The organism is Amycolatopsis orientalis, from assembly GCF_000943515.2.
GTDB classification, from domain to species: domain Bacteria; phylum Actinomycetota; class Actinomycetes; order Mycobacteriales; family Pseudonocardiaceae; genus Amycolatopsis; species Amycolatopsis orientalis.
The window spans coordinates 8405856-8431536 of record NZ_CP016174.1 but is presented as its reverse complement, the minus strand read 5'-3'; the positions used below and the strand labels follow the sequence as shown (position 1 = coordinate 8431536).

Here is a 25681-nt window from a genome sequence, read left to right as displayed (position 1 = left end):
GAGGAGGAGACCAGTGACCAAGATCGTGATCATGGGCGGAGGCCCCGCCGGTTACGAAGCGGCACTGGTCGCGGCCCAGCACGGAGCCGACGTCACCATCGTCGAACGCGACGGTCTCGGCGGCGCGTGTGTGCTCTACGACTGTGTCCCGTCGAAGACGTTCATCGCCTCCTCCGGCGCGCTCGCGAACATGCACGACCTCCGCGAACTCGGCATCAACACCGACATGGCCGACACCAGCGTCGACCTGCCGACCGTCCACGGCCGGGTGAAGGGACTCGCGCTCGCGCAGTCCGCCGACATCCGCGCCCGGGTGCAGCGTGAGGGCGTCCGCGTCGTCATCGGCCAGGGCCGGTTCGACGACGAAGAGCCCGGCCTCGCCACGCACAAGGTCGCCGTCACCGCCGCCGACGGCTCCGTCGAGGTGCTCGACGCGGACGTCGTCCTCATCTCGACCGGCGCCACCCCGCGGGTGCTGCCCGGCGCGGTGCCGGACGGTGAGCGCATCCTCGACTGGCGTCAGCTCTACGACCTGCGCGAGCTGCCCGAGCACCTGGCCGTCATCGGCTCGGGGGTCACCGGTGCCGAGTTCGCCTCGGCCTACACCGAGATGGGCGTCAAGGTCACTGTCGTCTCCAGCCGCGACCGGGTGCTCCCGCACGAGGACGCCGACGCCGCCGCCGTGCTCGAAGAGGTCTTCACGCAGCGCGGCACCACCGTCGCCAAGCAGGCGCGCGCCGACAAGGTCGAGCGCACCGAAAAGGGCGTCGAGATCCACCTCGCCGACGGCCGCGTGATCGAGGCCAGCCACGCGCTGATGACCGTCGGGTCGGTGCCCAACACCACCGACATCGGCCTGGAGAAGGTCGGCATCGAGCCCGGCCCCGGTGGCTTCATCGGCGTCGACCGGGTTTCCCGCACCAGCGCGCCCGGCATCTACGCCGCCGGCGACTGCACCGGGGTGCTGATGCTCGCCTCGGTGGCCAGCATGCAGGGCCGCATCGCGATGTGGCACGCGCTCGGTGAGGGTGTCGCGCCGATCAAGCTCAAGACCGTCGCCGCCAACGTGTTCACCCACCCCGAGATCGCGACCGTCGGCATCAGCCAGCAGGCGATCGACTCGGGTGAGGTGCCCGCACGCACCATCATGCTCCCGCTCGCGACGAACGCCCGCGCGAAGATGGAAGGCCTGCGACGCGGTTTCGTGAAGCTGTTCTGCCGCCCCGCCACCGGCGTCGTCGTCGGTGGGGTGGTCGTGGCGCCGACGGCGAGCGAACTCATCCTTCCCATCGCGCTCGCCGTCCAGAACCAGCTCACAGTGGAACATCTGGCACTGACATTTTCGGTGTACCCGTCGCTCTCGGGGTCGATCACCGAGGCGGGCCGCCAGCTCATGCGGCACGACGACTTGGACTGATCTTCATCGGCGAAGCAACCCTCGCGGGGGTGCCCGCGTCTAGCGCGTGTCGAGTGTTTCGTTGACAGCTAGGGGTTTTTCGTGGTCCGCAGGGTTCTTTTCGGAGTGGTGGCGATCGGCGCGGCGGTGCTGGCGGGTCCGGCGACCGGTCTCGCCCAGCAGCCTCAGCCCGATCCCCAGCCCGGTTCCGGTGTCACGGTGCAGCTCAACGACGACACGGCCTACGACCTCGGACTCGTCAACAAGTACGTCCACGGCGAGTCCAATGTGGCGTTGGCCCAGTGCCCCGGCGAAGGGCTGAAGGCGCCGAAGTCGACGACGTTCTCTTCGCCGGTCCTGACCGTCGGGAAGTACGACCACGGCCCGCTCATCGGCGTCCCGGCGAACGTCAGCGCCGAGGTCGAACTCAAGAAGGGCACCGCGCCGGGCAGCTACCCGCTGACCGTCAACTGCAACGGGAAGTCTTATACGGCAACGTTTTCCGTTCCCGCCCGGCAGGTGAGCGCGGTCCCTTCCGGCGGTGCTCGCGCGGGTGACGGCAGCATGGCTTCCTGATTCCTTTTCCTCGAAACCGCCCTCGGACTTCGGTCCGGGGGCGGTTTTCGTCGGCCGGGTCTGAGCGCGCCGGTGATTTCGCGACCTTTTCGTGATGAAACCGGGCAACCCGGCCCCCGGCGGAGACGTCATGAGGGTGTCGGAAGAACAGAAAACCGCCACTGGGGGAACAGGGGCGCGGGATCGTTCTTTTCCGATTTCCATCCACATTCAGCTTTCAGGGGTAATTCAATGAAGCGCACCATCATGCTCACCGCCGGTACCGTCGCCGGATTCCTTCTTCTCGCGCCGGGTGCCGCTCTCGCGACTTCTCCGACGAATGTCCCGTCGCCTTCTCCGTCCTCCTCGCCGTCGGCGTCCCCGACCCAGGACTCCGACGGCCCCGGCCCGCACGCGTCGCCGGTCGGGATCCTCGAGAACCTGACCGTCTCGCCCGCCAAGGGCAAGCCCGGGGACAAGGTGAAGCTGGACTTCCAGTGCGCCACCCGCGGCAACGAGTTCGGCCCGAAGGTCACTTCGGCGGCTCTCACCGTCGATTCCGCGAAATGGTCGGCGACGGTCAAGGACATCAAGCCGGGCAAGTATCCGGTGACGCTGACCTGCTGGGGCCAGAAGTCGACGGTCACCTTCGAGGTGATCGGCAAGAAGAACCAGGTCGCGAAGGTGCCGGCCGGTGCTCCGCAGACCGGTGGCACCGAGGGGCCCGCCGACCACATCGGCGTCCTCGCCGCCGTCGGGGGCGGTCTCGCGCTGGTCGCGGGCGGTGTCGGGTTCGCGGCGTACCGTCGTCGTGCGGTGCGCGCGTAGCGATCGCGATCATTTCGTGACCTGAATGGGCAACCACCGGGTCGTGCGTGGCGTCTGGCAGGCGTGGGGGTGAACATGAAGTCCACATGGTGGCGAGGACGGCGGGCACCGCTGGTGCTCGCGGTCGTCCTGCTGGCCGTCCTGGCGACACTGGCGTTCGTCCTGTCCGGTCCGGGGGAGACCGGTCAGGCCGCGCCGCAGGTGGCCACGAGCCAAGCGGAGACGCCGTCGGGCGCGCCGGTCGAGTCCGGCGCGCCCGCCGACGACGGGGCCGCCGTCGAGGGGATGCCGAAGGCCGACCCGGTGTCGATCGACGTGCCGAAGATCGAGGCGAAGTCCAGCCTGATCCCGCTCGGGCTCAACGCGGACAACACCGTCGAGGTGCCGCCGGTGACCCAGCCGCTGCAGGCGGGCTGGTACACGAACGGGCCGACCCCGGGGGAGGTCGGGCCTTCGGTGATCCTCGGGCACGTGGACGGGAACAAGCAGAAGGGCATCTTCTTCCGGCTGAAGGAACTGGCGCCCGGCGACAAGGTCTCGATCGCCCGCAAGGACGGCACGACGGCCGAGTTCGCGGTCACGAAGGTCGAGCGGGTGGCGAAGGACAAGTTCCCCACCGAGGCCGTCTACGGCGACACCACCGCGCCGGAACTGCGGCTGATCACCTGTGGCGGGGTCTTCGACAAGGCGTCGCACAACTATCTCGACAACATCATCGTCTTCGCTCGGCTGATCGCGAGGTGAGTTCCATGATCAAGTACCGGTCCGTCTTGGTGGTGGTGGCGTGCGGGGCGGCACTGGGCGCCCCGGCCGTCGCGTCCGCGCATGACGTCTCCACCTCGCCGACCACGTCGTTCACGCCGCCGCCGATGCAGTACCCGTTCATCGCGGTTTCGCCGGCGAAGTCGAAGGCCGGTGAGGAGGTCTTGGTCTCCGTGGGGTGCCCTGTCGCCGACCTCGGCGAGGTGAAGTCGATGGTGCTGGACCACGTCGGGAAGTTCGAAGTCACCTCGGAGGATCCGGTGATCCTCGGCGCCGTCGCGCATATCGACGCCAAGGCTCGCCCCGGTTTCTACGCGGTCACGGCGACCTGCAAGACGAAACCGGTGACGATCAATCTCGAAGTGACGGCGATACCGACTCCGTCGTCCAAGCCGCCGAAGCCGACGGTATCGCCGGTCAAACCCGTGCCGACGGGTCATTCAGGGCCTTCGGCACGGGTGGGGTCGGGACGTCAGGTTTCGAAGATTCCGGTGGGAGCACCGCAGACGGGTGGGGGTCCTTTCTCGTGAGTGGTAATGACGGTTCTAACCGTCATTACCGCTCACGACTTTTTCGCCCGTGAAGGCAACCGATTCCCTTTCCCGGAAGTGTTCTTTGTGCGAGGGCACGCACTGAGGGAGAAAGATCATGGGAATCAAGGGAATCGTCGCCGGCGCGGGTTTGCTCGCGATGACGGCGGGCGTGCTTCTCGCGCCACAGGCGGCGGCGACGGCGCCGCCACCGAAACTGTGGGTCAGCCCGGCGAAGGTCGCTCCGGGGCAGGCCCTGGAATTCACGGCCAGCTGCTACGGCACGCGCACCGCGGTGACGTCGGACGGCTTGGCCGGTCCGGTCACGCTCGAAGTCCAGCCCGGTTCGGGCAACCAGGCGCCGTACATCGGGCACGGTAAGGCCGCCGGGAAGACCGGCAAGTTCAAGGCGAGCTTCCACTGTGACGGTGGCCCGAACCTCCCGGCCGCGAGCGGAACGGCGACCGTCGAGTTCGAGATCGCCTGCCTGCCGCCCACGACACCGCCTTCGAGCACGCCGCCGTCGAGCAGCAAGCCACCGTCGAGCAGCGAACCGCCGTCGAGTTCCAGCGTGCCGCCGAGCAGCGGCGCGCCGTCGTCGAGTCCCGCACCGTCCAGCTCCCGCGCCGTCGTCCCGGCGGCGCTGACGAAACCGTGCGGGACGCCGCCCTCACCCGGCAAGACGCCACAGGTGAAGGTCAAGCCCGCCGGTGCGCCGCAGACCGGCGGTGGCGCTCTCGGCTAGCGCACCAAGCGCGTGAAGGCCCCCTTCCTTCAGGTCAGCCGAGGGAAGGGGGCCTTCACGCGCGAATCAGTCGTCAGTCCTCGTCTTCGACCCAGTCGAAGGTCTTGGTGACGGCCTTCTTCCAGTTGCGGTACTCGGCTTCGCGGCGGGCCTCGTCCATCGACGGGTCCCACTGCTTGTCCTGCGCCCAGTTGTTGCGGATGTCGTCTTCGCTCTTCCAGAAGCCGACCGCGAGACCGGCCGCGTAGGCCGCGCCGAGCGCGGTGGTCTCGTTGACCACCGGGCGGATCACGGGCACGCCGAGGATGTCGGCCTGGAACTGCATGAGCAGCTCGTTGACGACCATGCCGCCGTCGACCTTCAGCGACTTCAGCGGGACACCGGAGTCGGCGTTCATCGCGTCGATGACCTCGCGCGACTGGAACGCCGTCGCTTCCAGGACCGCCCGCGCGATGTGGCCCTTGTTGACGTACCGGGTCAACCCGACGATCGCGCCGCGGGCGTCGGAGCGCCAGTACGGCGCGAAGAGGCCCGAGAACGCCGGGACGAAGTACGCTCCACCGTTGTCCTCGACGGTCCGGGCGTGCTCCTCGACCTCGGCCGCGGAGCCGATCAGGCCGAGGTTGTCCCGCAGCCACTGCACGAGGGAACCGGTGACCGCGATCGACCCTTCGAGCGCGTACACCGTGTCGTTCGAGCCGATCTTGTAACAGACCGTGGTGAGCAGCCCGTTGTCCGACATGACCTTCTCGGTACCGGTGTTGAGCAGCATGAAGTTGCCGGTGCCGTAGGTGTTCTTCGCTTCACCCGGCGAAAGGCAGGCCTGCCCGAACGTCGCGGCCTGCTGGTCGCCGAGGATGCCCGCGATCGGGACACCGGCCAGCGCGCCCTTCTCGCGGACCTTGCCGTAGGTCTCCGAAGACGACCGGATCTCCGGGAGCATCGACAGCGGGATCGTCATCTCCTCGGCGATCCCGGCGTCCCAGGTCAGGGTGTCGAGGTCCATCAGCATGGTCCGCGACGCGTTCGTCGGATCGGTGACGTGCACACCGCCGTCGACCCCGCCGGTCATGTTCCACAGCACCCAGGTGTCCATGTTGCCGAACACCAGGTCGCCCGCTTCGGCCTTCTCGCGGGCGCCGTCAACGTTGTCGAGGATCCACTTGATCTTGGGTCCGGAGAAGTAGGTCGCCAGCGGCAGGCCCACCTTCTCGCGGTAGCGCTCCTGCCCGCCGCCGAGCGCGCCCAGGTCGTTGACGATCTTGTCGGTGCGGGTGTCCTGCCACACGATCGCGTTGTACACCGGCTTGCCGGTGGTGCGGTCCCAGACCAGCGTCGTCTCGCGCTGGTTGGTGATACCGACCGCGACGATGTCGCCGGCGACCAGGTCCCCCTTGGCGAGCGCGCCCGCCGCGACCGCGCGGGTGTTCTCCCAGATCTCTTCGGCGTTGTGCTCGACCCAGCCGGCCTTCGGGAAGATCTGCTCGTGCTCCCGCTGGTCGACGGCCACGACCCGGCCCGAGTGGTCGAAGATCATGCAGCGGGTCGACGTGGTGCCCTGGTCGATCGCGGCTACGTACGAAGTCATCGAAGCTCCAGTCTCAGGTCAGGTTGTGGACGGCGAGGAAAAGCAGGGCGGCCAGGGCGCCGCCGACCAGCGGGCCGACGACCGGGATCCAGGAGTAACCCCAGTTCGGGTTGGCCTTGTTCTTGATGGGCAGCAGGAACGCGTACGCGATGCGAGGGCCGAGGTCTCGGGCCGGGTTGATGGCGTAACCGGTCGGGCCACCGAGGGACTGGCCGATGACCAGCACGACGAACGCTACACCCGCGTAGCCGAGCGCGGAGTTGCCGAACGCCGGCGTTCCGCCTTCGCCGGTGGCGTTGGCGTAGACCGGGCTGAGCAGGATCCACGCGACCAGGACGAAGGTGCCGATGATCTCGGTGACGAGGTTCCATGCCTTGTTCGGGATCTGCGGGGCGGTCGAGAAGATGCCGAGCGTCTCGTCGCGCTGCGGGTGGTCGTCGAACTGCAGTTTGTAGGCGGCCCAGCAGAGCACGGCGCCGAGGATCGCGCCGACCATCTGCCCGGCGAAGTAGATCGGGACGTCCGCCCATTTCGTCTTGTCCGCGATGGCGAGCCCCAGCGTCACCGCGGGGTTCAGGTGCGCGCCGCTCGGCGCGGCGATGCTGGCACCGGCGAACACCGCGAACGCCCACCCGAGGGTGATCATCACGACGCCGCCGTTGTGCCCGTTGTTCTTCCGCAACACGTGGTTGGCGACCACGCCGTTACCCAGCAGGATCAGGACCGCCGTTCCCAGCAGTTCCCAGACGAATATGGCTCCCACACTCACCGTTCGACCTCCACATTGGACATTCCGCGCAGGGTCGAACACGGTGTGCTACGGCGCCCTTGCCGACCCACGTCCGAGGCACGTTACCGTCGCGTATTTGTTCCTTCCAGGCATTCAGGGGGCCAATCCTTCCAAGATCGACGAGGGTTACGCCACATGTGTCACCCGCATAACGGACCGGTCGCGGCCGATCGTGCGATGCTGGAGACACAGCGGCACCAAGGAGGAATGTCACGTGGCAAGCTCTCAGCGCGAAGCCGAAAACAGCCCCGCCAGGCTGGGACCGCTCAAGCGGGAAGAATCGTGGCAGCGCCTGAGCGAGGACAAATTCGACCTGGTCGTCATCGGCGGCGGCGTGGTCGGGGCGGGCACCGCGCTCGACGCCGCGACCCGGGGCCTGCGGGTCGCCCTGGTCGAAGCGCGCGACCTCGCTTCGGGGACGTCGAGCCGGTCGAGCAAGCTCTTCCACGGCGGGCTCCGTTACCTCGAACAGCTGGAATTCGGCCTGGTGCGTGAAGCCCTGCGTGAACGCGAGCTGATGCTGACCACGATCGCGCCGCATCTGGTGAAGCCGGTCAGCTTCCTGTACCCGCTGACCCACCGCGTCTGGGAGCGGCCGTACACCGCGGCCGGCCTGCTGATGTACGACACGATGGGCGGCGCCCGGTCGGTTCCCGGCCAGAAGCACCTGAGCCGCGCGGGTGCGCTGCGGATGGTCCCGGCGCTGAAGCGTTCCGCGCTGATCGGCGGAATCCGTTACTACGACGCGCAATCCGACGACGCGCGGCACACGATGACGGTCGCCCGCACCGCCGCGCACTACGGCGCCGTGGTGCGCACGTCCACCCAGGTGGTGGGTTTCCTCCGCGAGGCGGACCGCATTTCCGGTGTCCGTGTGCGCGACGTCGAGGACGGCCGCGAGACCGAGATCCACGCCTCCGCGGTGGTCAACTGCACCGGCGTCTGGACCGACGAACTGCAGCGCCTTTCCGGTGGCCGCGGCCGGTTCCGCGTCCGCGCGAGCAAGGGTGTGCACATCGTCGTCCCGCGCGACCGGATCGTCTCGGAATCGGGCATGATCCTGCGCACCGAGAAGTCCGTCCTGTTCGTCATCCCGTGGCGCAATCACTGGATCGTGGGAACCACCGACACGGACTGGAACCTCGATCTCGCGCATCCGGCCGCGACGAAGCACGACATCGACTACCTCCTCGAACACGTCAACACCGTGCTCGCGACACCGCTGACGCACGACGACATCGAAGGCGTCTACGCGGGACTCCGGCCTTTGCTCGCCGGGGAAAGCGAAGAGACTTCGAAGCTCTCGCGTGAGCACGCCGTCGCCCGGGTCGCGCCGGGGCTGGTCGCGATCGCCGGCGGGAAGTACACCACCTACCGGGTGATGGCGGCCGACGCCGTCGACGCCGCCGCGGTCGACCTCCCCGGCAGGCCGCAGTCGTCCATCACGGACAAGGTGCCGCTGCTGGGCGCCGACGGCTATCACGCGCTGGTCAACCAGGCCGACCACCTGGCCTCGGAGCACGGACTGCACCCGTATCGCGTCCGGCACCTGCTCGACCGGTACGGCTCGATGGTGCACGAGGTCCTCGCGCTCGGCGAAGGGCGTCCGGAGCTGCTGAAGCCGCTGGAGCACGCGCCGGACTACCTCGGCGTCGAGGTCGTCTACGCGGCCAGCCACGAGGGCGCGCTTCACCTGGAAGACGTCTTGGCGCGCCGGACGCGGATCTCGATCGAGTACGCGCACCGCGGCGTCGACTGCGCCGAGCAGGTCGCCACGCTGGTGGGTGAGGTGCTCGGCTGGTCCAAGGAGCAGGCGACGCGCGAGGTCGAGGTCTACAAGGCACGCGTCGACGCGGAGCGGGAATCGCAGTCGCAGCCGAGTGACGAGGCCGCGGACGCGCTGCGGTCGGCCGCGCCGGAAGCGCGTTCGGGGATCATCGAACCGGTGAGTTGATCCGATCATTGCCCGATCGGGTGAACCTGCAATAGCGTCGGCCTCCCCGAGACGGAAGGCGGCCTTGTGGTGTTTCTCGACTCGTCGACGTGGACGGACCGGATCTTCGCGGGAGGCTCGTGGGTGCCCGGCACCGGCGGCGTCCGTGACGTAGCGGAGCCCGCGACAGGTGCGGTGCTGGGCAGTGTCGGGATCGCGTCGGCCGATGACGCCGCGAAGGCGGCGGAAACCGCGGCCGAGGCGCAGCGGGCTTGGGCGGCGACACCGCACGTCCGGCGTGCCGCCGTCCTGCGCACCGCGGCGCGGTTGTGGGCCGAGCACGCCGACGAGATCAGCTGGTGGAACGTCCGCGAGGTCGGCGCCGTCCCGGGCGTGGCGGGATTCTCGCTGCACGTGGCGGAACAGGAGTGCTACGAAGCGGCGGCCCTGCCGGGCCGCCCGTACGGCGAACTCCTGCCGAGTGAGGAACCGCGGCTTTCGATGGCGCGGCGGGTCCCGGCCGGCGTCGTCGCGGTGATTTCGCCGTTCAACATGCCGATCATCCTGGGCATCCGCTCGGTCGCCCCGGCGCTCGCGCTGGGGAACGCCGTCATCCTCAAACCGGATCCGCGCACCGCCGTCACCGGTGGCGTGGTGCTCGCGCGGATCTTCGAAGAGGCGGGACTGCCGCCGGGAGTGCTGCAGATGCTGCCCGGCGGCGCGGACGTCGGTGAGACCCTGGTGACGCATCCGGCGGTCCGGGTCATCTCGTTCACCGGGTCGACCGGCGCCGGGCGCAAGGTCGGCGAACTCGCCGGGAAGCATCTGAAGCGGGCACATCTGGAGCTGGGCGGGAACTCCGCGCTCATCGTGCTCGACGACGCGGACGTGGACGAGGCCGCCGGGGTCGCCGCGTTCGGCTCGTTCTTCCATCAGGGACAGATCTGCATGACCACCGGGCGGCACCTGGTGCACGAGCGACTCTACGACGATTTCGTCGAGCGGCTCGCGGCCAAGGCGGCCGCGCTGCGGGTGGGCGACCCGGCGCGGGACGAGGTCGCGCTCGGCCCGATCATCGACGCCAGGCAACGGGACAAGATCCACGCGCTGGTCACGTCCAGCGTCGCGGCGGGCGCGCGGGTCGCCGCCGGTGCCGAGTACGAGGAGCTGTTCTACGCCGCGACGGTGCTCGCCGACGTGCCGCCGACCGCGCCCGCTGTCGCCGAGGAGATCTTCGGCCCGGTCGCGCCGGTCGTGCGGTTCTCCGACGCGGAGGAGGCCATCCGGCTCGCCACCGCGAGCGAGTACGGGCTTTCGCTGGGGATCGTCACCCGCGATGTCCTCAAAGGACTGGAGCTGGCCGATCGGGTCCCGACCGGGATCGTGCACATCAACGACCAGACCGTCAGCGATGAGGCGAACAGCCCCTTCGGCGGCGTCGCGGCTTCGGGCACCGGAAGCCGTTTCGGCGGTGCGGCGGCGAACATCGAGGCCTTCACCGAAACCCGCTGGGTCACCGTCCGGAACCCACCCCCCACCTACCCCTTCTGACGACGCGTCGCGTTTAGCCCGCTAAAGGCGACGTGCCTACCCTGCGTTTCGTCCTCTGAACGTGGTAGTTCGCGCTACGTACTAACGCATCCAGAGGACGAAACGCAGGGGGTCGCGCTCCGGACGCGTCGCGTTTAGCCCGCTAAAGGCGACGCGTCAGGCGGTGCGGTGCCAGCGGATGAGGCGTTCCCCGGTCGGGGCGGGGGCCGGTTCGGGACCGATCAGGGTGAACCCGCATTTGCGGGCGACCGAGGCCGAAACCTCGTTCGTCTCCTCGTAGCGGTAGCTGACCTCGCGCAGGCCGAGCCCGCCGAACCCGAACCGCAGGGCCGCGCTCAGCGCGGTGCTCGCGACGCCCTTGCCCCGGGAAGCCGCGCGCACCCAGACCGACGCTTCCGCGTAGCCGAGGTCGAGATCGAGATCCCGCAGGCCGACCTCACCGAGCAGTTCCCCGGTCGTCGGCTCGGCCACCGCCCAGGAGCAGCGTTCGTCACCGGCCCACTGGGCCGCGCGCAACGCGACGTACTCGGTCGCCTCGTCCAGGTCGCGCAAGCGATAGTTCAGGACGTACTTGCGGTGTGTCGGATCGGCGAAGGCCGCGACCAGCGCCGGACGGTCGTCGAGGGCCTTGTCCGCCCGCAGCTGCCGCAGGTAGTACTCGCCCGCGTTGATCTCCACCGGTTCCACCCTTCGAGGGTAACCGGCCCTTCAGCGACGGCGGCTCATGATCAGCGCCACCGCCAGCGGCAGCAGGAACACCAGGAAGGTCCCGCGGGTGAAGAAGAACAGCGCGATCGCGACCACCGCGGCGATCGGCACGGCGCTGGCGGTCAGCCACTTCGACGGCTGGATCTCGTTCTTCACCGACGCCTGGGCGACGCCGGGCATCGGGGCGAGCGGCAGCAGCGCGCTGGGTCTCGGCGACGGCAGGTCCGTGAACAGCGGTTCGAGGTCGCTCACCGTCCTCGCGGCGGTGACCTTCGCCGACCGCGTGCCGAACTCGTCGAGGTCGAGTCTGCCGGTGCGGACATGTTCTTCCAGCGCTTCGAGCGCGTCCTGGCGTTCGGCGTCGCTCAGCCGCATGTCCGGTCTCTCGGCACTCACGTCCCGAGTCTACGGGCGGATCAGCCGTCCAGTTCCCGTCGGCGTTGCTTCGCGAGCTTCTTCGGGCCGCTGTCCCAGCCCTTGCCCCAGATGCCCTCGCCGACGGCGCTGATCCCGATCGGGACGAGGATGAACCACCAGGTGACGTCGGTGGTGACGATGAGCGCGATGGTGGCGATGAAGAGGATCGGCAGGAGCGCGCCCAGGACGCGCTGCGCGGTGGAGATCTCCGCCCATTTCGACGCCGGTTTCGCCGGCTCGCCCACGACCGGCATGGGCCGGTCGTAGAGCGGATGCGGTTCGGGCAGGTCGGCGAAGAGCCCGGACAACTCGCCGCGGGTCTTGGCGGCGGTGACCTGAGCGGACCGCTCGCCGAACTCGTCGATGTCGATCCTGCCCACGCTCAAGTGATCGCCGAGCGCGGTCAGCGCGGACTCGCGATCCTGATCACTGATCCGCAGCTGCGGTGACGGAACCTCGCTCACCCTTTCGATGGTAGTTCGAGCGAGGTGCCGCCGACCACGGCATTCGTCAGTCTTTCAGCTCGAACAGCTGCGTTCCCTGGGTGACCGCCGCGCCGACCTCGACCGAAAGACCGGTCACGGTGCCCGCTTTGTGCGCGGTGACGGGGTTTTCCATCTTCATCGCTTCGAGCACGACGACCAGCTCGCCCGCTTCGACCCGCTGGCCCTCTTCGACGGCGACCTTGACGATGGTGCCCTGCATCGGCGCGGTGACCGCGTCGCCGCTCACCGCGGCCTTGGTGCCACCCGCGCGCTTGCGCGGCTTGGCCTTGACGGCCGTGCCGCCGCCACCGGCGTCGAGCGAGAAACCGCCGGGGAGCGACACTTCGAGACGACGGCCGCCGACCTCGACGACGACGTTCTGGCGGGGCTGCTCTTCCTCGGCCTCGGCGGCTTCGGGGGCGACGAACGGCTCGATGGTGTTCTCGAACTCGGTCTCGATCCAGCGGGTGTGCACGCTGAACCCGTTCTCGTCGCCGATGAAGGCCGGGTCGTTCACGATCACGCGGTGGAACGGCAGGACCGTCGCCATCCCGTCGGCGACCATCTCGGCCAGCGCGCGACGGCTGCGCTCGAGCGCGTTCTGCCGGTCCGAACCGGTGACGATCAGCTTCGCGAGCATCGAGTCGAACTGGCCGCCGATGACGCTGCCGGACTCGACACCCGAGTCGACCCGCACACCCGGCCCGCTCGGCGCGACGAACTTCGTCACGGTGCCGGGCGCGGGCAGGAAGCCGCGGCCGGCGTCCTCGCCGTTGATACGGAATTCGATCGAGTGACCCCGCGGTTCCGGGTCTTCGGTGATGCGCAGCTTTTCGCCGCGCGCGATGCGGAACATCTCGCGCACGAGGTCGAGACCCGTGGTCTCCTCGGACACCGGATGCTCGACCTGCAGCCGCGTGTTGACCTCCAGGAACGAGATCGTGCCGTCGACGGCGACGAGGTACTCGACGGTCCCGGCGCCGTAGTAGCCGGCTTCCTTGCAGATCGCCTTCGCGGATTCGTGGATGCGCTTGCGCTGCTCGTCGGTCAGGTACGGCGCGGGCGCCTCCTCGACCAGCTTCTGGTGGCGGCGCTGCAGCGAGCAGTCGCGGGTGCCGACGACGATGGCGTTGCCGTGGTGGTCGGCGAGGACCTGGGCCTCGACGTGACGAGGCTTGTCCAGGTACCGCTCGACGAAGCATTCGCCGCGGCCGAAGGCGGAGATCGCCTCCCGGGTCGCGGATTCGAACAGCTCCGGGATCTCCTCGCGGGTGCGGGCGACCTTGAGGCCGCGGCCGCCACCGCCGAACGCCGCCTTGATCGCGACCGGCAGGCCGTGTTCGTCGGCGAAGGCGATGATCTCGTCGGCGTTCGCGACCGGCTCCTTCGTGCCGGGCACGAGCGGGGCGCCGGCGCGCAGCGCGATGTGGCGCGCGGTGACCTTGTCGCCGAGGTCGCGGATGGCCTGCGGGCTCGGCCCGATCCAGGTCAGCCCGGCGTCGATCACCGCCTGCGCGAAGTCGGCGTTCTCGGACAGGAAGCCGTAGCCAGGGTGGACCGAGTCGGCGCCCGACCGCTTGGCGGCGTCGAGCAGCTTGTCGAAGACGAGGTAGCTCTCGGCCGCGGTGGTGCCGCCGAGGGCGAAGGCCTCGTCCGCGAGCCGGACATGGGGTGCGTCACGGTCCGGATCGGCGTAGACGGCGACGCTGGTCAGCCCGGCGTCCTTCGCCGCCCTGATCACCCGTACCGCGATCTCCCCGCGGTTCGCGATCAGGATCTTGGTCACCGGACCACCTGTGCCGGCCTGCTCGGTCACGCCGTACCTCCTGCGCTCGTACGTCGGGCCGCCCCGATGCGGCTCCGCAGCAGTTTACGGAAATTCCGGCGCCGCTCAGTGAGAGCAAGGCCACCCAGTGACTTTCGTTTATACCAGCGCGTCGTGGTGCCTCAGTTCTTCTATCAGGCCTTACACCATTGCCTCGCGGTGCCGCAGTTCTTCCGGAAGGTCGGAATCGAGCACGATCAGGTCGTACGGCTGGGCCTGGTAGACGCGGCCGAGGTGCTCGGACTTCACCAAAGCCCACGGCTGATGCGGGCCGCAGCACTCGGCCAGCCGCTGGACCGTGCTGAAGGCGATCAGCGCCATCCGGCCGTCACCGGTCTTGCGGAGTTCGATCTCCGCGCGCGTGAAGTCCTTCGGCTTTTTCGCCGTGGGGAGGAACAGGGCGTTGGGCAATCCGGGGTTCGTCACGGGAACAACATAGACGTGCACTCTGTGCTAGATCACTTACGCTCTCGGATATGCGGACTCAGGAAGCGCGGACGCCGCGATCCGTGCTGTTCACGGCGGTGCTGGCCGTCGTGGTGACGGCGGGGGTCATCGTGGCCGTGATCCTGCTCCGTCCCGGGGCGCCCGCTCCCGCGGACGACCTGCAGCCGCCCGTTCCCGACGCCGCCCCGAGCGCGCCGGGGGTCAGCTGCGGTCACTCGGCCTGCCGGGAGGTCGGCGCGATGACCGTCGGCGGGGTGCCCGTCGTGCTGCTGGCCGACGAAGCGGGCAAGCAGGGCTCGATCCGGTTCGGCGCGGACACGGTGTTCCCGTTGATCATCAACGACCTGGGGGTCACCCTCAAGGGCGATTCTCTGCGCTGTGTCGACGGCGCGACGCCGGTCTGCCTGGTGCGTGGTGACGTCAGCGGCGGCTCGACGGGCGAGGTGTTCGTCGCGCGCGGCGGGATCTGGCGGGACACCGGGAAGCCGTACCTCTCCGATGCCGGGACGATCGCCCTGAACGACGTGACCGCCGACGGGATCGCGGACGTCATCGTCGTGCGGCACGAGTGCCCCGGCGCGCAGTCCGGGTCGGCCCGCTGCCAGGCGGCGCCGGTGCTCGCGGAGGTCTACGACGTCGCCCGCGGCTCGGGGGGCTGCACGCGCCGCTACACCGCGCCCTCGGAACTGCGGGGCTGGCCGGACGTCCGGCTCAGCCGCGCTGACCTGCGCGCTTGCCCCTGAGGGAGAGCAAGGGACCTTTGCTATCGCCCGCGACCCCAAGCGCCTTTAGCCCGCTAAACGCGACCTGTGCGCAGGGAAGCGCGTGAAGGCCCCCTTCCCTCGACTCAGCCGAGGGAAGGGGGCCTTCACGCGCATCGAGGGTCAGGAGGTCGCGCCTGCCGCGACGGGCTCCTTCGGCTGCGTAGCGGCTTCGCCGTCGTGAGTGGGCGAAGGGTCGGTCGGCGCGTTGAGGACGTCGTCGTCCAGCAGGCCCTCGCTCCGGGCGACCACGACCGGCACGACGATCTGGCCCGCGACGTTGGTCGCGGTCCGCATCATGTCCATGATCGGGTTGACCGAGTAGATCAGCGCGATCCCGAGCGCCACCTGCTGCGCGTCGAGGCCGATGAACGCGGTGGTCAGGGTCAGCGCGGTCAGCCAGCCGGTGGTGCCCGCGGTGGCCAGCGCGCCGAGGACGGCGACCACGACGATGCCGACGTACTGCCAGATGTTCAGCGAAACGCCGGACAGGTTCGCGATGAAGATCGCGCCGATCGCCGGAAACACCGCGGCGCAACCGTCCATTTTGGTCGCGCTGCCCAGCGGAGTCGCGAAGGCGGCGTACGCGGGCTGGACGCCGAGGTTCACGGCGGACTGCCGGGTCAAGGGCAGCGTCGCGGCCGAAGACTGCGAAGCGAACGCGAACTGGATCGCCGTGCCGGCCTTGGCGAAGAACTTCAGCGGGCTGACCTTCGCCACGAACCGCAGCAGGATCGGGTAGACCACGAACAGCACGAGCAAGCAGCCGACGTACACCGCGAGCGTGGTGCTGAGCAGCGGCCGGAACAGCGCGTCACCGTAGTTCGACACGGCCGCGCCGATCAGGCCGACGATGCCGATCGGGGCCAGCCGGACGATCCAGCCGAGGTAGCGCTGGATGATCTCGAAGACGCTGGTGGTGAAGTCGACGAACGGCTTGGCCTTGTCGCCGAGGCTGTAGGCGGCGGCGCCGATCAGCACGGCGAGGAACAGCACCTGGAGTGTCTCGCCCTCGGTGAAGGCGGTGAGGAAGTTCTTCGGCAGCAGCCCGTCGACGAAGGCGCTCCAGGAACCCCAGTGGTCCACGCTCTTCGTCGCCTTGTCCGCGTTCTTCGCGGTCGCGGCGACGCCTTCGCCGAGGCCGCCGCTGCCCGGGTTGAACAGCTTGGCGACGGCGATGCCGATCAGCGACGCGATGAACGAGGTGATCGCGAACCACAGGACGGTCTTGCCGCCCAGCCGGGCGGCCTTCTTGCCGCCGCCGAGGTTGCGCAGGCTGTTGATGCCGACCACGATCGCCGTGAAGACCAGCGGGATCACCGCGATCTGCAGCAGCGTCGTGAAGATCGTGCCGATCTGGTCGAGCAGTTCGGTCAGCCAGCTCGTCTCGGTCGTCCTGGCGAGGATGCCGAGCAGGGCACCCACGACGAGCGAGCCGAGGACAGCCGCCGCGAAGACCCTTGGCCTGGTGTAGGTCCGAATGAAAGACACGGGGCGACTCCGGTGCGTGTAAGTTTCCTGATTTGCCGAACGTGAAGAACGTTCGACCGAGCAGGACTCTTCCGGATCACCCGATCGTGTGGGAGCTGTCTCAGGATGCGGGACGGCCCCAAAGATCGACGACGCTCACGCCGACCTCGCTCAGGAGACGCCGGGTCAGCGGCAGGCTGATTCCGATGACGCTCGACGGGTCGCCGTCGATCCCGTCGACGAACCAACCGCCGAGTCCGTCCAGGGTGAAGCCGCCCGCCACCTGGAGCGGCTCGCCGGACGCGATGTAAGCGTCGATTTCTTCCGGCGAGGGCGTACCGAAGCGAACAGTGGTCCCTTCGGTTCCTGACGTTTCCTTCGTCTTCTCGCCGTTCTCGACACGGATGATCGCGTGGCCCGTGAGGAGTTCACCGGTTTTGCCCGCCATCGACGCCCAGCGTTCGCGCGCGGCCTCCGGCGTGATCGGCTTGCCGACCATCTCGCCGCCGATCGACAGCATCGAATCGCAGCCGACGATGACCATGTCGGCGCTTCCTTCGTGGGACCCCACGAGCGCCTCGAAAACCGCTTCGGCCTTGGCGACGGCGAGTGCCCGGACCAGCTCCACCGGGGCCGGGTCGATCAGGGAAGCGGCCACCGCGTCCTCGTCGACGCCGGAGACGACGACGCTCGGATCGAGGCCGGCGGAGCGCAGGACGGCGAGGCGGGCGGGGGACTGGGACGCGAGGACGAAACGCACCTCCGGAAGGTACTCGACGGCCCTCCGTTGCCTAATTGTGACCTGGGACACCCGATCGTGGAGCTAGTTTGTTGTGGCGCGCAACATATGGATTGTTCGAGCTACGGAGGAAACAATGTCGTCCCGCCTCCGCGTCAGAAGATCGCTTCGCACGACGCAAACCACAGTGCTCGCAGGACTGCTCTTGGCCGGTTCGGCCCTGGCGCCGACGGCGTCGGCCGCACCCGGGCCGGTGTACCGGAATCCCCACGCTCCAGTTTCCATGCGGGTCGACGACCTGCTGAAACGGATGAGTCTCGACGACAAGATCGGCCAGATGACGCAGGCCGAACGAGGTGCGGTTACGCCGGAACAGGCCGCCGCCCTCAAACTGGGGTCGTTGTTGTCCGGCGGTGGCTCCGTGCCGGCCAGCAACACGCCGAACGGCTGGGCCGACATGGTCGACGCGTACCAGAAGGCGGCTGTTTCGACGCCGCTCGGTATCCCCACGATCTACGGCGTCGACGCCGTGCACGGCCACAACAACGTCTACGGCGCGACGATCTTCCCGCACAACATCGGCCTCGGTGCCGCCCACAATCCGCGCCTGGTCGAGAAGATCGGCCGCGCGACGGCACTGGAAGTCGCCGGAACCGGGCCGCAGTGGGACTTTTCCCCGTGCCTGTGCGTCGCCCGTGACGACCGCTGGGGCCGGACTTACGAATCCTTCGGCGAATCCCCGCGCGACGCCGTCGCGAACGCGTCGGCCATCACCGGTCTCCAGGGGCGCAGGCTCGGGGAGAAGCCGGGTTCGGTGCTCGCGACCGCGAAGCACTACGTCGGCGACGGCGGCACCACGAACGGTGTCGACCAGGGCAACACCGAGATCAGCGAACGCGAACTGCGCCAGATCCACCTGCCGCCGTTCCGCGAGGCGATCGACCGCGGTGTCGGCTCGGTGATGATCTCGTTCTCCAGCTTCCAAGGGGTGCGCATGCACGCCCAGAAGTACCTCATCACCGATGTCCTCAAGAAGGAACTGCGGTTCTCCGGCCTGGTGATCTCGGATTACAACGCGATCAACCAGATCGACGGCCAGGAAGGCTTCACCCCCGAAGAGGTGCGGCTTTCGGTCAACGCGGGCATCGACATGTTCATGGTCCCGTGGGACGCGCCGCAGTTCATCTCCTACCTCAAGGCCGAGGTCGAGGCGGGCCGGGTCTCCACCGGCCGGATCGACGACGCGAACCGGCGCATCCTGGCGCAGAAGTTCAAGCTCGGCCTGTTCGAGCATCCGTACACCGACCGTTCGCTCCAGAAGACCTTCGGCGGCAAGGAACATCGCGAGCTGGCCCGGCAGGCCGTCCGCGAATCGCAGGTGCTGTTGAAGAACGACGGTGTGCTGCCGCTGGCGAAGAAGGACAACAAGATCTTCGTCGCGGGCAAGAACGCCGACGACATCGGCAACCAGGCGGGCGGCTGGACGCTGACCTGGCAGGGACAGAGCGGCCCGGTCATCCCGGGCACGACCATCCTCGACGGCATCAAGTCGGGGGCGGGGAAGGGAACCACGGTGACGTATGACCGTGAGGGTGACGGAATCGACAAGAGCTACCGTGTCGCGGTCGCCGTGGTGGGCGAAACGCCGTACGCCGAAGGGCAGGGAGACCGGCCCAACGGCTTCGGACTCGACGCGGAGGACCTCGCCACGATCGCCAAGCTGAAGAGCTCCGGGGTCCCGGTCGTCGCGGTGACCGTGTCCGGGCGTCCGCTCGACATCGCCTCGCAGGTGCCGGGCTTCAACGGACTCGTCGCCGCCTGGCTCCCCGGTAGCGAAGGCGCCGGTGTCGCCGATGTCCTTTACGGCGACTACAACCCGACCGGGAAGCTGACGTTCAGCTGGCCCACCAGCGCGGCTCAGGAGCCGGTGAACGTCGGTGACGGCAAGAAGGCGCTGTACCCGTACGGCTTCGGCCTGCGGTACCGCCGGTAGGAAACCTCCCCGGGCCACCCCCCGACGCGTTTAGTCCTCTGGATGCGTCGAGGGGTGGCCCGGCGTCTCGCATTCAGAGGACTAAACGCGGGCTCGGGTCAGGCGGCGGTGGCGGCGGCCTCGGGGGCGACGGCCGGGTGAGGCGATCGCGGGGCCTGACGACGCATTGTCAGCGCCGCGAGCACGCCCAGCAGCAGTACGCCCGCCGGGAGCAGCAAAGTTACCCTGGCCGCGTCCGTCAGTCCATTGTGGACGGCTTCGAGAGCGAGCCGCTGAGCCTGCTCCGCCACCCCGGAGGGAAGTCCCGGGATCGGCCCCTGCCCGGAAGAACCGAACTCGCCGGTCGATTCCGCGGCCTTCGCGACGCCTTCCACGAACGACGCGCGGTACTGCTCGGGCAGCGCGGTCGCCGCGGTCGCGGCCTCCTCGGCGATCGACACGCTGACCCGCGCCTGCAGCAGCACGCCGACGGCGGCACTGCCGAGGACGCCGCCGACCTGCCGGGCGGTGTTGTAGATCCCCGACGCGGTCCCGGTGAGCCGCGGCTCCACCGAACTCATCGTCATATTGCCCATGGGGGCGAAGATGAACCCGATCCCCGCACCCGCCACCACCAGCGCCGGGGTGAGCGCCCACGCGTTCGCGCCGGCCCGGGCCATCAGTGCGACGAGACCCAATCCCGCGGCCAGCGCGAGCAGGCCGATGACGAGCAGGATCTTGCCGTTGACCTTGTCCGACGCCTTGCCCACGAACGGGCCGATCAGCCCGGCCAGCAAGGACATCGGCGCGAACAGCAGGCCGGTCATCGTCGGGGTCTCGCCGAGCACGGCCTGAAGGTGGATCACCAGCGGCAGGAACATGCCGGTCATCGCGAAGCCGACGGTGACCGATGTCAGGGTGCCCGCCGAGAAGTTGCGGTTCGCGAAGACGGCCAGCGGCAGCAGTGGTTCGCGGCGGTTGAGCCGTTGCCACACCACGAAAGCGATCAGCAAGGCGATACCGGCGCCGATGATCTCGAAGACGGTGATCGGGCCGAACGCCCGTCCCCAGTCGTACTGCTGTCCATTTTGGACGCCGTACACGACACAGGCCAGCCCCGCGCCGGACAGCAGGATCCCGGGGATGTCGAAGGAATGCGAGTGTTTCGGCTGCCAGTCCGGCACCTTGAGCAGCGCCAGCGCCAGCGCGACCACACCGACCGGCAGGTTGACGAAGAAGATCCATTCCCAGCCGAGGTGGTCGACGAGCACGCCGCCGAGCAGCGGCCCGGCGATCGCCGCGATCCCGGCGACACCGCTCCAGAGCCCCATGGCCGGTCCGCGTTTCGACGGCGGGAACAGGTGGCTGATGAACGCCAGCGTCTGCGGCGTCATCAAAGCGGCCCCGAGTCCCTGCACCGCGCGGGCCGCGATGAGCATTTCGACCGAGCCGGAGAGACCGCACCACACCGAGGCCAGCGTGAACACCACGAGGCCTGCCAGATAGACCCGTTTCGGGCCGAAGCGGTCGCCGAGGCGGCTGGCGAACAGCATCGGCACCGCGTACGTCAGCAGGTAGACGCTGATCACCCAGACGATGGCGTTCAGTCCGGCGCCGAGTTCGCGCAGCATCGCGGGAATCGCGGTCGAAACGATCGTGGTGTCCAGCAGGATCATGAAGAAACCGAGGCACAGCGCGGAAAGCGCGGCCCAGGGATTAGCTTGTCTTGCGTTCATCGGAGGCGTCCTCGGTGACCAGGTTCAGATTCGGTAAGCAGTGGTCCTGGAACTGGATTCGGCCGGATTCCAGGTCTTCGATGAGTTTCTGGGTCCATTCGAGCTCGAAGGCGCGGTGCGCGGTCGTGTAGGACCAGTCGAGCCAGTAGACCTCCGGAAGGTGCTGCTCGTTGACCAGGCTGTCGAGGACGACCTGGTCCGCCGCGGCGGCCGCCTGCAGCTGGAGCACGCGGTGTTTGAGCTGGGCCACGGAGGTCTCCCGGCCGAGTTCGTCGATGGCGCCGAGCCCGCTGAGGTACTCGGGGTACTCGTCGGCGGGAGTGCTGAGCATGCCCTTGGCCCGGTCGACGAACTCGTCGCGGCCGGCTTCCGTCATCGCGTAGACGGTCCGCTCGGGACGTTTCCCGTCGCGCTGGGTCTCGACGATGTCGACGAAACCGTTCTGTACCAAGCGATCCACGGTGTGGTAGAGCGATCCTGCCTTCACCTTGACGCGCTTGGTGACATAGCGCTCCCGCATCAGCTGCGCCATTTCGTACGGATGCATGGGCCGCTCGTGAAGCAGTTCCAGTACCGCGATGGCGAGCGGGGTGAGCTTCGCGGCCATGACTGATCCTCTCGGAAGATTCCGTACTGATTATTCCGCGTGGACTATATGCCATGAACCGCTGGATACTCAAGGACTCTTCGCGCGCCACGATCGCCGGTGGGTGCGGTGTGCGCAGAGTGAGGGGAAGGTACGCACGAGGGGCAGGGCGTCGCTCTTCTGCGCACAAACGTCATGAGGGGTCCCCATAGGGCAAATTTCGTCCTATGGGGACCCCTCATGACACGCTCTGCAGGCCGCGCGAAGCGAGTTCGTACGCCTAGTTCAGCGGTCTCGGCCCGATTTCGCGGTCGAGGAAGCGGTGGTACTCGATGGCCGCGATCGAGTTCTCGAGCTGTTCGAACGTCGGCGCGGGGAGCGCGCCGTTGAAGACGATCGTCAGGTTCTTGCGTGGGATGTTGATGACGTACGGATCGACATCGAGCTCTTCGCAGTGCTCGCGCAGCACGGCCGTCCAGTGGTCCAGGTCCTCGTCTTCGCCGAGGTGCTCCCACCGGGCGACGATCCAGTTGCCGTTGATCAGCTGTCCCGCCATCTCCCGCGGGTCGTGGACCATGTACGGCTCGGCGACGTCGTTCATCGGCCCAAGTGGTCGATGAACGCCGCGAAGGACTCGGCCGGAAGCACGAGGATCGGGCGGGTCTCGGCGGGCAGTGCCCACTGCTTGGTGTCGCGGATGCCGACCAGGCCGGGCAGCCCGCCGACCTCGACGCAGGCGTTCTCTTCCCAGTGCGTGTAAGTCGACTTGTGCCAGCCGGTCATGCGTTCGTGCCAGGTGGTCATCGGAGTGCCTTTCCCCAGTGACTGTTTCGGCAAGTAGACGGGTTGCGCGGCAGCAAGGTTGGCGATTTCGGATGATCTGTCCCCACGGTTCGCCGAGTGGTTCCCTTGATCGCGTTCAGCGCACGAAAAGGGGCCTTCACCGACAGCTGCTTTACACACGATGCACTCTCGGGGTGCATAGCGCCAAGAGTCCTTGGTCACTGGAGCGGTTCAGCCGGCGAGACTCCGGTAATCGGCCGCGATCCGCGCCAGATGCGAACACGCGACGTCGTCGTAGGTCGCGTAGCGCTCGACTTCGGCGAAGTTCTTCTCGTAATCGGCGACTTCCCGTTCGTCGGTGACGAGGGCCGTCGCCGTCTGCGTCTCGAGCAGCACCGCGCGCGAGTCGTAGATGTCGAAGCCGTGGAGAACCGGCACCGACACCGGCGTGGTCCACGGGATCACGCCCAGCCGCACCCGTCCGTGGCAGGACAGGTCGATGAGGTGGTCGAGCTGGGCCACCATGGTCGCCGCCCCGCCCATGTTCCAGCGCAGGGCGCCTTCGGTGAGCACGAAGTGGAAATCGCGGTCGGATTCGAGGATCCGCTGGCGCTCCAGCCGGGCTTCGACCGTCTGGTCGCGTTCGCCGTCAGGCAGGGAATCGCCGAACAGCGCGGTGATGTAGTCGCTGGTCTGGAGCAGGCCGAACACGATGGTCGGCTGGAAGGCGCGGATCCGGGCGGACGCGGTCTCGATCTTGCCGATGCGCTGCTGCATCCGCCAGGCGCCCCGTTGCAGCACGACGCGCGCCGACGACGCCTCTTCGCGGAGGTCACGCGTGATCGCGACCAGCGCCCGCCGGATCTTCGCGGGCGCGCCGTAGACGCCGCACAGCGCGACGACCTGGTCCTCGGTCGGCATGAAGGCGCCGGTTTCGACCCGCGAGACCTTCGACTGGCTGAGGCCGGTGAGTCTCGCCGCCTCGGTACCGGACAACCCGGCGGCTTTGCGCAGACGGCGCAACTCGGTGGAGAGGTGGTCCTGGTTCGTCACGCACGGCTTTCTGGGGCGTCGCGGATCAAGGTCCGGCGAGCCGCGAAGAACGGTTCGCCAGACCTGACACGATAGTCCGCGGATGCCCGATCCGCCCCGTTCGCCGGGCCGGCTCAGCGAGGAAGCGCCGAAGCCCGCCAGGCACCTTCGCCGGGGGCGAGCGGGGCCCGCACGAGCGAAGCCTTGTCCGCCCACCACGAATCCCGTTTCGGCGCCGGTTCCGGTGCCCGCGCGCTCGCCGCCGCCGCGACGACGGCGGTCAGCGCGGCGAGTTCGGCGTCGCTCGGATTGCCCCGGACGATCCGCAGCAGCGGGGTTTCGGGCGCGCTCACAGCGGGATGTTCCCGTGCTTCTTGGGCGGCAGGGTCTCTCGTTTGCCTTCGAGCAGCGAGAGTGCTTTCGCGATGTGGCCGCGGGTGTGCGCGGGCACGATCACCGAGTCGACGTAACCGCGCTCGGCGGCGGCGTACGGGTTCAGGAGGGTGTCTTCGTACTCCTGGATGAGTTCGGCCCGCAGCGCGTCGACGTCCTTGCCGTCGGCGGCGGCCGCGGCGAGGGTCTTGCGGTGGACGATGTTCGCCGCGCCTTGCGCGCCCATGACCGCGACCTGCGCTGTCGGCCAGGCCAGGTTGATGTCGGCGCCGAGGTGCTTGGATCCCATGACGTCGTACGCGCCGCCGTAGGCCTTGCGGGTGATGACGGTGACGAGCGGGACGGTGGCTTCGGCGTAGGCGTAGATCAGTTTCGCGCCGCGCCGGATGATGCCGTTCCATTCCTGGTCGGTGCCGGGGAGGAAGCCGGGGACGTCGACGAAGGTCAGGACCGGGATGTTGAACGCGTCGCAGGTGCGGACGAACCGCGCGGCCTTTTCGGAGGCGTCGATGTCGAGGCAGCCGGCGAACTGGGTGGGCTGGTTGGCCACGATGCCGACGCTGCGCCCGTCGACCCGGCCGAACCCGACCAGGATGTTCGGCGCGAACAGTTCGTGTACTTCGAGGAAGTCGCCGTCGTCGACGACGCGGTTGATGACCTCGTGCATGTCGTACGGCTGGTTCGGCGAGTCCGGGATGAGCGTGTCGAGTTCGCGGTCGGAGTCGGTGACGTCGTCGAAGAATCCGGGCTTGGGTGCGTCGGTGTCGAAACGCGGTGCTTCGGAGAGATTGTTCGCAGGGAGGAACGAGAGGAGTTCCTTGACGTAGGCGATCGCGTCCTCGTCGTCGGAACCGAGGTAGTGCGCGTTACCCGAACGGGTGTTGTGGGTGCGCCCGCCGCCGAGTTCCTCGAACGAGACCTCTTCGCCGGTCACGGTCTTCACGACGTCGGGGCCGGTGATGAACATGTGGGAGGTCTTGTCGACCATCACCACGAAGTCGGTCAGCGCGGGGGAGTAGACGTGGCCGCCCGCGTTGGCGCCCATGATCAGCGAGATCTGCGGGATGACGCCGGACGCCTTGACGTTGCGGTTGAAGATCTCGCCGTAGAGCCCGAGGGAGACGACGCCTTCCTGGATGCGCGCGCCGCCGCCCTCGTTGATGCCGATGATCGGGCGGCCGGTCTTGATCGCCAGGTCCATCACCTTGACGATCTTCTCGCCGTACACCTCGCCGAGCGAACCGCCGAAGACGGTGACGTCCTGGCTGAACACGCACACCGGACGCCCGTCGACGGTGCCGTAGCCGGTGACGACGCCGTCGCCGTAGGGCCGGTTCTTCTCCTGGCCGAAGTTGACCGAGCGGTGCTTGGCCAGCTCGTCGAGTTCGACGAACGACCCCGCGTCCAGCAGCAGGTCGATCCGCTCGCGAGCGGTCTTCTTGCCCTTGGCGTGCTGTTTCTCCACCGCCCTCGCGGAACCCGCGTGCACCGCCTCGTCATACCGGCGGTACAGGTCGGCCAGCTTCCCGGCCGTGGTGTGGATGTCCGGTTCATCCTCGGGCGGCGTCCCGAGCGGCTCCGTCGCACTGCTCATGAAACCGCAGCCTAGCTACTCGACGGTCACTTCGCGTGTGGCGTAGGCAACGTCC

General features: G+C 68.3%; 26 protein-coding genes. 10 read left to right on the top strand and 16 right to left on the bottom strand.

Annotation, left to right across the window (positions count from 1 at the left end; translation table 11 throughout):
- The first annotated feature begins 13 nt into the window (after positions 1-13).
- The 6 genes from SD37_RS36670 to SD37_RS43310 all read left to right on the top strand — a co-directional run bounded on the left by SD37_RS36670 (position 14) and on the right by SD37_RS43310 (position 4816).
- On the top strand, positions 14-1417 hold the full coding sequence (locus tag SD37_RS36670) for an NAD(P)H-quinone dehydrogenase (protein ID WP_037315929.1): 1404 nt from the start codon (positions 14-16) through the stop codon (positions 1415-1417).
- A gap of 105 nt (positions 1418-1522) precedes the next feature.
- Positions 1523-1972, top strand: a complete 450-nt coding sequence (locus tag SD37_RS36665) for a hypothetical protein (protein WP_083255183.1) — start codon at positions 1523-1525, stop codon at positions 1970-1972.
- Positions 1973-2203: 231 nt separating this feature from the next.
- Complete coding sequence (locus SD37_RS36660; protein WP_044854507.1) at positions 2204-2779, top strand: hypothetical protein; 576 nt, start codon at positions 2204-2206, stop codon at positions 2777-2779.
- 75 nt (positions 2780-2854) lie between these two features.
- A complete protein-coding gene (locus tag SD37_RS36655) occupies positions 2855-3523 on the top strand; it encodes a class F sortase (protein ID WP_065913049.1) in 669 nt (222 codons plus the stop codon).
- 5 nt (positions 3524-3528) lie between these two features.
- The gene (locus SD37_RS36650) at positions 3529-4071 is read left to right on the top strand and encodes a hypothetical protein (RefSeq protein ID WP_044854509.1); all 543 of its coding nucleotides are present in this window, start codon (positions 3529-3531) and stop codon (positions 4069-4071) included.
- A 118-nt stretch (positions 4072-4189) separates the two neighbouring features.
- On the top strand, positions 4190-4816 hold the full coding sequence (locus SD37_RS43310) for a hypothetical protein (RefSeq protein ID WP_167369602.1): 627 nt from the start codon (positions 4190-4192) through the stop codon (positions 4814-4816).
- A 73-nt stretch (positions 4817-4889) separates the two neighbouring features.
- On the opposite strand, the gene glpK is transcribed toward SD37_RS43310, so the two are convergent.
- Entirely contained in the window at positions 4890-6404 is a 1515-nt protein-coding gene (gene glpK, locus SD37_RS36640; protein ID WP_044854511.1) for a glycerol kinase GlpK, read from the bottom strand.
- Between the two features lie 13 nt (positions 6405-6417).
- Positions 6418-7173, bottom strand: coding sequence for an MIP/aquaporin family protein (locus SD37_RS36635; protein ID WP_174567883.1), 756 nt, complete (start codon positions 7171-7173; stop codon positions 6418-6420).
- A 235-nt stretch (positions 7174-7408) separates the two neighbouring features.
- On the opposite strand from SD37_RS36635, the gene SD37_RS36630 reads away from it, so the two are divergent.
- Both SD37_RS36630 and SD37_RS36625 read left to right on the top strand, forming a co-directional pair.
- Positions 7409-9148 (top strand): glycerol-3-phosphate dehydrogenase/oxidase, encoded by a 1740-nt coding sequence (locus tag SD37_RS36630; RefSeq protein ID WP_044854512.1) that lies wholly within the window; start codon positions 7409-7411, stop codon positions 9146-9148.
- Positions 9149-9214: 66 nt separating this feature from the next.
- Positions 9215-10678 carry an aldehyde dehydrogenase family protein gene (locus SD37_RS36625; RefSeq protein ID WP_044854513.1) on the top strand — a complete coding sequence of 488 codons (1464 nt, stop codon included), beginning with the start codon at positions 9215-9217 and terminating at the stop codon, positions 10676-10678.
- Between the two features lie 156 nt (positions 10679-10834).
- On the opposite strand, the gene SD37_RS36620 is transcribed toward SD37_RS36625, so the two are convergent.
- From SD37_RS36620 to SD37_RS36600, 5 genes are all read right to left on the bottom strand, one after another.
- Positions 10835-11365 (bottom strand): GNAT family N-acetyltransferase, encoded by a 531-nt coding sequence (locus tag SD37_RS36620; RefSeq protein WP_145926818.1) that lies wholly within the window; start codon positions 11363-11365, stop codon positions 10835-10837.
- A gap of 21 nt (positions 11366-11386) precedes the next feature.
- Complete coding sequence (locus SD37_RS36615; RefSeq protein WP_044854514.1) at positions 11387-11761, bottom strand: DUF1707 SHOCT-like domain-containing protein; 375 nt, start codon at positions 11759-11761, stop codon at positions 11387-11389.
- Positions 11762-11802: 41 nt separating this feature from the next.
- Positions 11803-12267, bottom strand: coding sequence for a DUF1707 SHOCT-like domain-containing protein (locus SD37_RS36610; protein ID WP_044854515.1), 465 nt, complete (start codon positions 12265-12267; stop codon positions 11803-11805).
- A gap of 46 nt (positions 12268-12313) precedes the next feature.
- A complete protein-coding gene (locus SD37_RS36605; RefSeq protein WP_037315955.1) occupies positions 12314-14104 on the bottom strand; it encodes an acetyl/propionyl/methylcrotonyl-CoA carboxylase subunit alpha in 1791 nt (596 codons plus the stop codon).
- Positions 14105-14254: 150 nt separating this feature from the next.
- Positions 14255-14539: an SAV_915 family protein gene (locus SD37_RS36600; protein WP_044854516.1), complete on the bottom strand. Its 285-nt coding sequence runs from the start codon at positions 14537-14539 to the stop codon at positions 14255-14257.
- Between the two features lie 83 nt (positions 14540-14622).
- Between SD37_RS36600 and SD37_RS36595 the strand changes: the two genes are divergently transcribed.
- Entirely contained in the window at positions 14623-15303 is a 681-nt protein-coding gene (locus SD37_RS36595; protein WP_083255182.1) for a hypothetical protein, read from the top strand.
- Between the two features lie 141 nt (positions 15304-15444).
- Here SD37_RS36595 and SD37_RS36590 read toward each other — a convergent pair whose 3' ends face one another.
- Together SD37_RS36590 and SD37_RS36585 are read right to left on the bottom strand one after the other, a co-directional pair.
- A complete protein-coding gene (locus SD37_RS36590; RefSeq protein ID WP_044854517.1) occupies positions 15445-16812 on the bottom strand; it encodes a dicarboxylate/amino acid:cation symporter in 1368 nt (455 codons plus the stop codon).
- A 100-nt stretch (positions 16813-16912) separates the two neighbouring features.
- Positions 16913-17551 carry a Maf family protein gene (locus SD37_RS36585; protein ID WP_044854518.1) on the bottom strand — a complete coding sequence of 213 codons (639 nt, stop codon included), beginning with the start codon at positions 17549-17551 and terminating at the stop codon, positions 16913-16915.
- A gap of 166 nt (positions 17552-17717) precedes the next feature.
- On the opposite strand from SD37_RS36585, the gene SD37_RS36580 reads away from it, so the two are divergent.
- Positions 17718-19523, top strand: coding sequence for a glycoside hydrolase family 3 protein (locus SD37_RS36580; RefSeq protein ID WP_044854519.1), 1806 nt, complete (start codon positions 17718-17720; stop codon positions 19521-19523).
- 98 nt (positions 19524-19621) lie between these two features.
- On the opposite strand, the gene SD37_RS36575 is transcribed toward SD37_RS36580, so the two are convergent.
- From SD37_RS36575 to SD37_RS36545, 7 genes are all read right to left on the bottom strand, one after another.
- Positions 19622-21238 carry a DHA2 family efflux MFS transporter permease subunit gene (locus SD37_RS36575; protein ID WP_083255181.1) on the bottom strand — a complete coding sequence of 539 codons (1617 nt, stop codon included), beginning with the start codon at positions 21236-21238 and terminating at the stop codon, positions 19622-19624.
- Positions 21219-21845: a PadR family transcriptional regulator gene (locus tag SD37_RS36570; RefSeq protein ID WP_044854521.1), complete on the bottom strand. Its 627-nt coding sequence runs from the start codon at positions 21843-21845 to the stop codon at positions 21219-21221. Before SD37_RS36570 ends, SD37_RS36575 begins: the two co-directional genes overlap by 20 nt.
- Before the next feature lie 259 nt (positions 21846-22104).
- Positions 22105-22425, bottom strand: a complete 321-nt coding sequence (locus SD37_RS36565) for a hypothetical protein (RefSeq protein WP_044854522.1) — start codon at positions 22423-22425, stop codon at positions 22105-22107.
- Entirely contained in the window at positions 22422-22628 is a 207-nt protein-coding gene (locus SD37_RS36560) for a DUF397 domain-containing protein (protein WP_044854523.1), read from the bottom strand. The genes SD37_RS36565 and SD37_RS36560 overlap by 4 nt, the downstream gene beginning before the upstream one ends.
- A 210-nt stretch (positions 22629-22838) precedes the next feature.
- Positions 22839-23660 (bottom strand): helix-turn-helix domain-containing protein, encoded by an 822-nt coding sequence (locus SD37_RS36555; RefSeq protein ID WP_044854524.1) that lies wholly within the window; start codon positions 23658-23660, stop codon positions 22839-22841.
- Positions 23661-23773: 113 nt separating this feature from the next.
- Positions 23774-23992: an acyl-CoA carboxylase subunit epsilon gene (locus SD37_RS36550; protein ID WP_044854525.1), complete on the bottom strand. Its 219-nt coding sequence runs from the start codon at positions 23990-23992 to the stop codon at positions 23774-23776.
- On the bottom strand, positions 23989-25626 hold the full coding sequence (locus SD37_RS36545) for an acyl-CoA carboxylase subunit beta (protein WP_044854526.1): 1638 nt from the start codon (positions 25624-25626) through the stop codon (positions 23989-23991). Before SD37_RS36545 ends, SD37_RS36550 begins: the two co-directional genes overlap by 4 nt.
- Positions 25627-25681 lie beyond the last annotated feature (55 nt).

Excerpts from the sequence above, each read along its gene's own strand:
- SD37_RS36545 (WP_044854526.1), bottom strand. The coding sequence starts at position 25,626 with ATGAGCAGTGCGACGGAGCCGCTCGGGACGCCGCCCGAGGATGAACCG.
- glpK (WP_044854511.1), bottom strand. The coding sequence starts at position 6,404 with ATGACTTCGTACGTAGCCGCGATCGACCAGGGCACCACGTCGACCCGC.
- SD37_RS36570 (WP_044854521.1), bottom strand. The coding sequence starts at position 21,845 with ATGGCCGCGAAGCTCACCCCGCTCGCCATCGCGGTACTGGAACTGCTT.
- SD37_RS36615 (WP_044854514.1), bottom strand. The coding sequence starts at position 11,761 with ATGCGGCTGAGCGACGCCGAACGCCAGGACGCGCTCGAAGCGCTGGAA.
- SD37_RS36650 (WP_044854509.1), top strand. The coding sequence starts at position 3,529 with ATGATCAAGTACCGGTCCGTCTTGGTGGTGGTGGCGTGCGGGGCGGCA.
- SD37_RS36575 (WP_083255181.1), bottom strand. The coding sequence starts at position 21,238 with ATGAACGCAAGACAAGCTAATCCCTGGGCCGCGCTTTCCGCGCTGTGC.
- SD37_RS36655 (WP_065913049.1), top strand. The coding sequence starts at position 2,855 with ATGAAGTCCACATGGTGGCGAGGACGGCGGGCACCGCTGGTGCTCGCG.
- SD37_RS36565 (WP_044854522.1), bottom strand. The coding sequence starts at position 22,425 with ATGAACGACGTCGCCGAGCCGTACATGGTCCACGACCCGCGGGAGATG.
- SD37_RS43310 (WP_167369602.1), top strand. The coding sequence starts at position 4,190 with ATGGGAATCAAGGGAATCGTCGCCGGCGCGGGTTTGCTCGCGATGACG.
- SD37_RS36560 (WP_044854523.1), bottom strand. The coding sequence starts at position 22,628 with ATGACCACCTGGCACGAACGCATGACCGGCTGGCACAAGTCGACTTAC.
- SD37_RS36660 (WP_044854507.1), top strand. The coding sequence starts at position 2,204 with ATGAAGCGCACCATCATGCTCACCGCCGGTACCGTCGCCGGATTCCTT.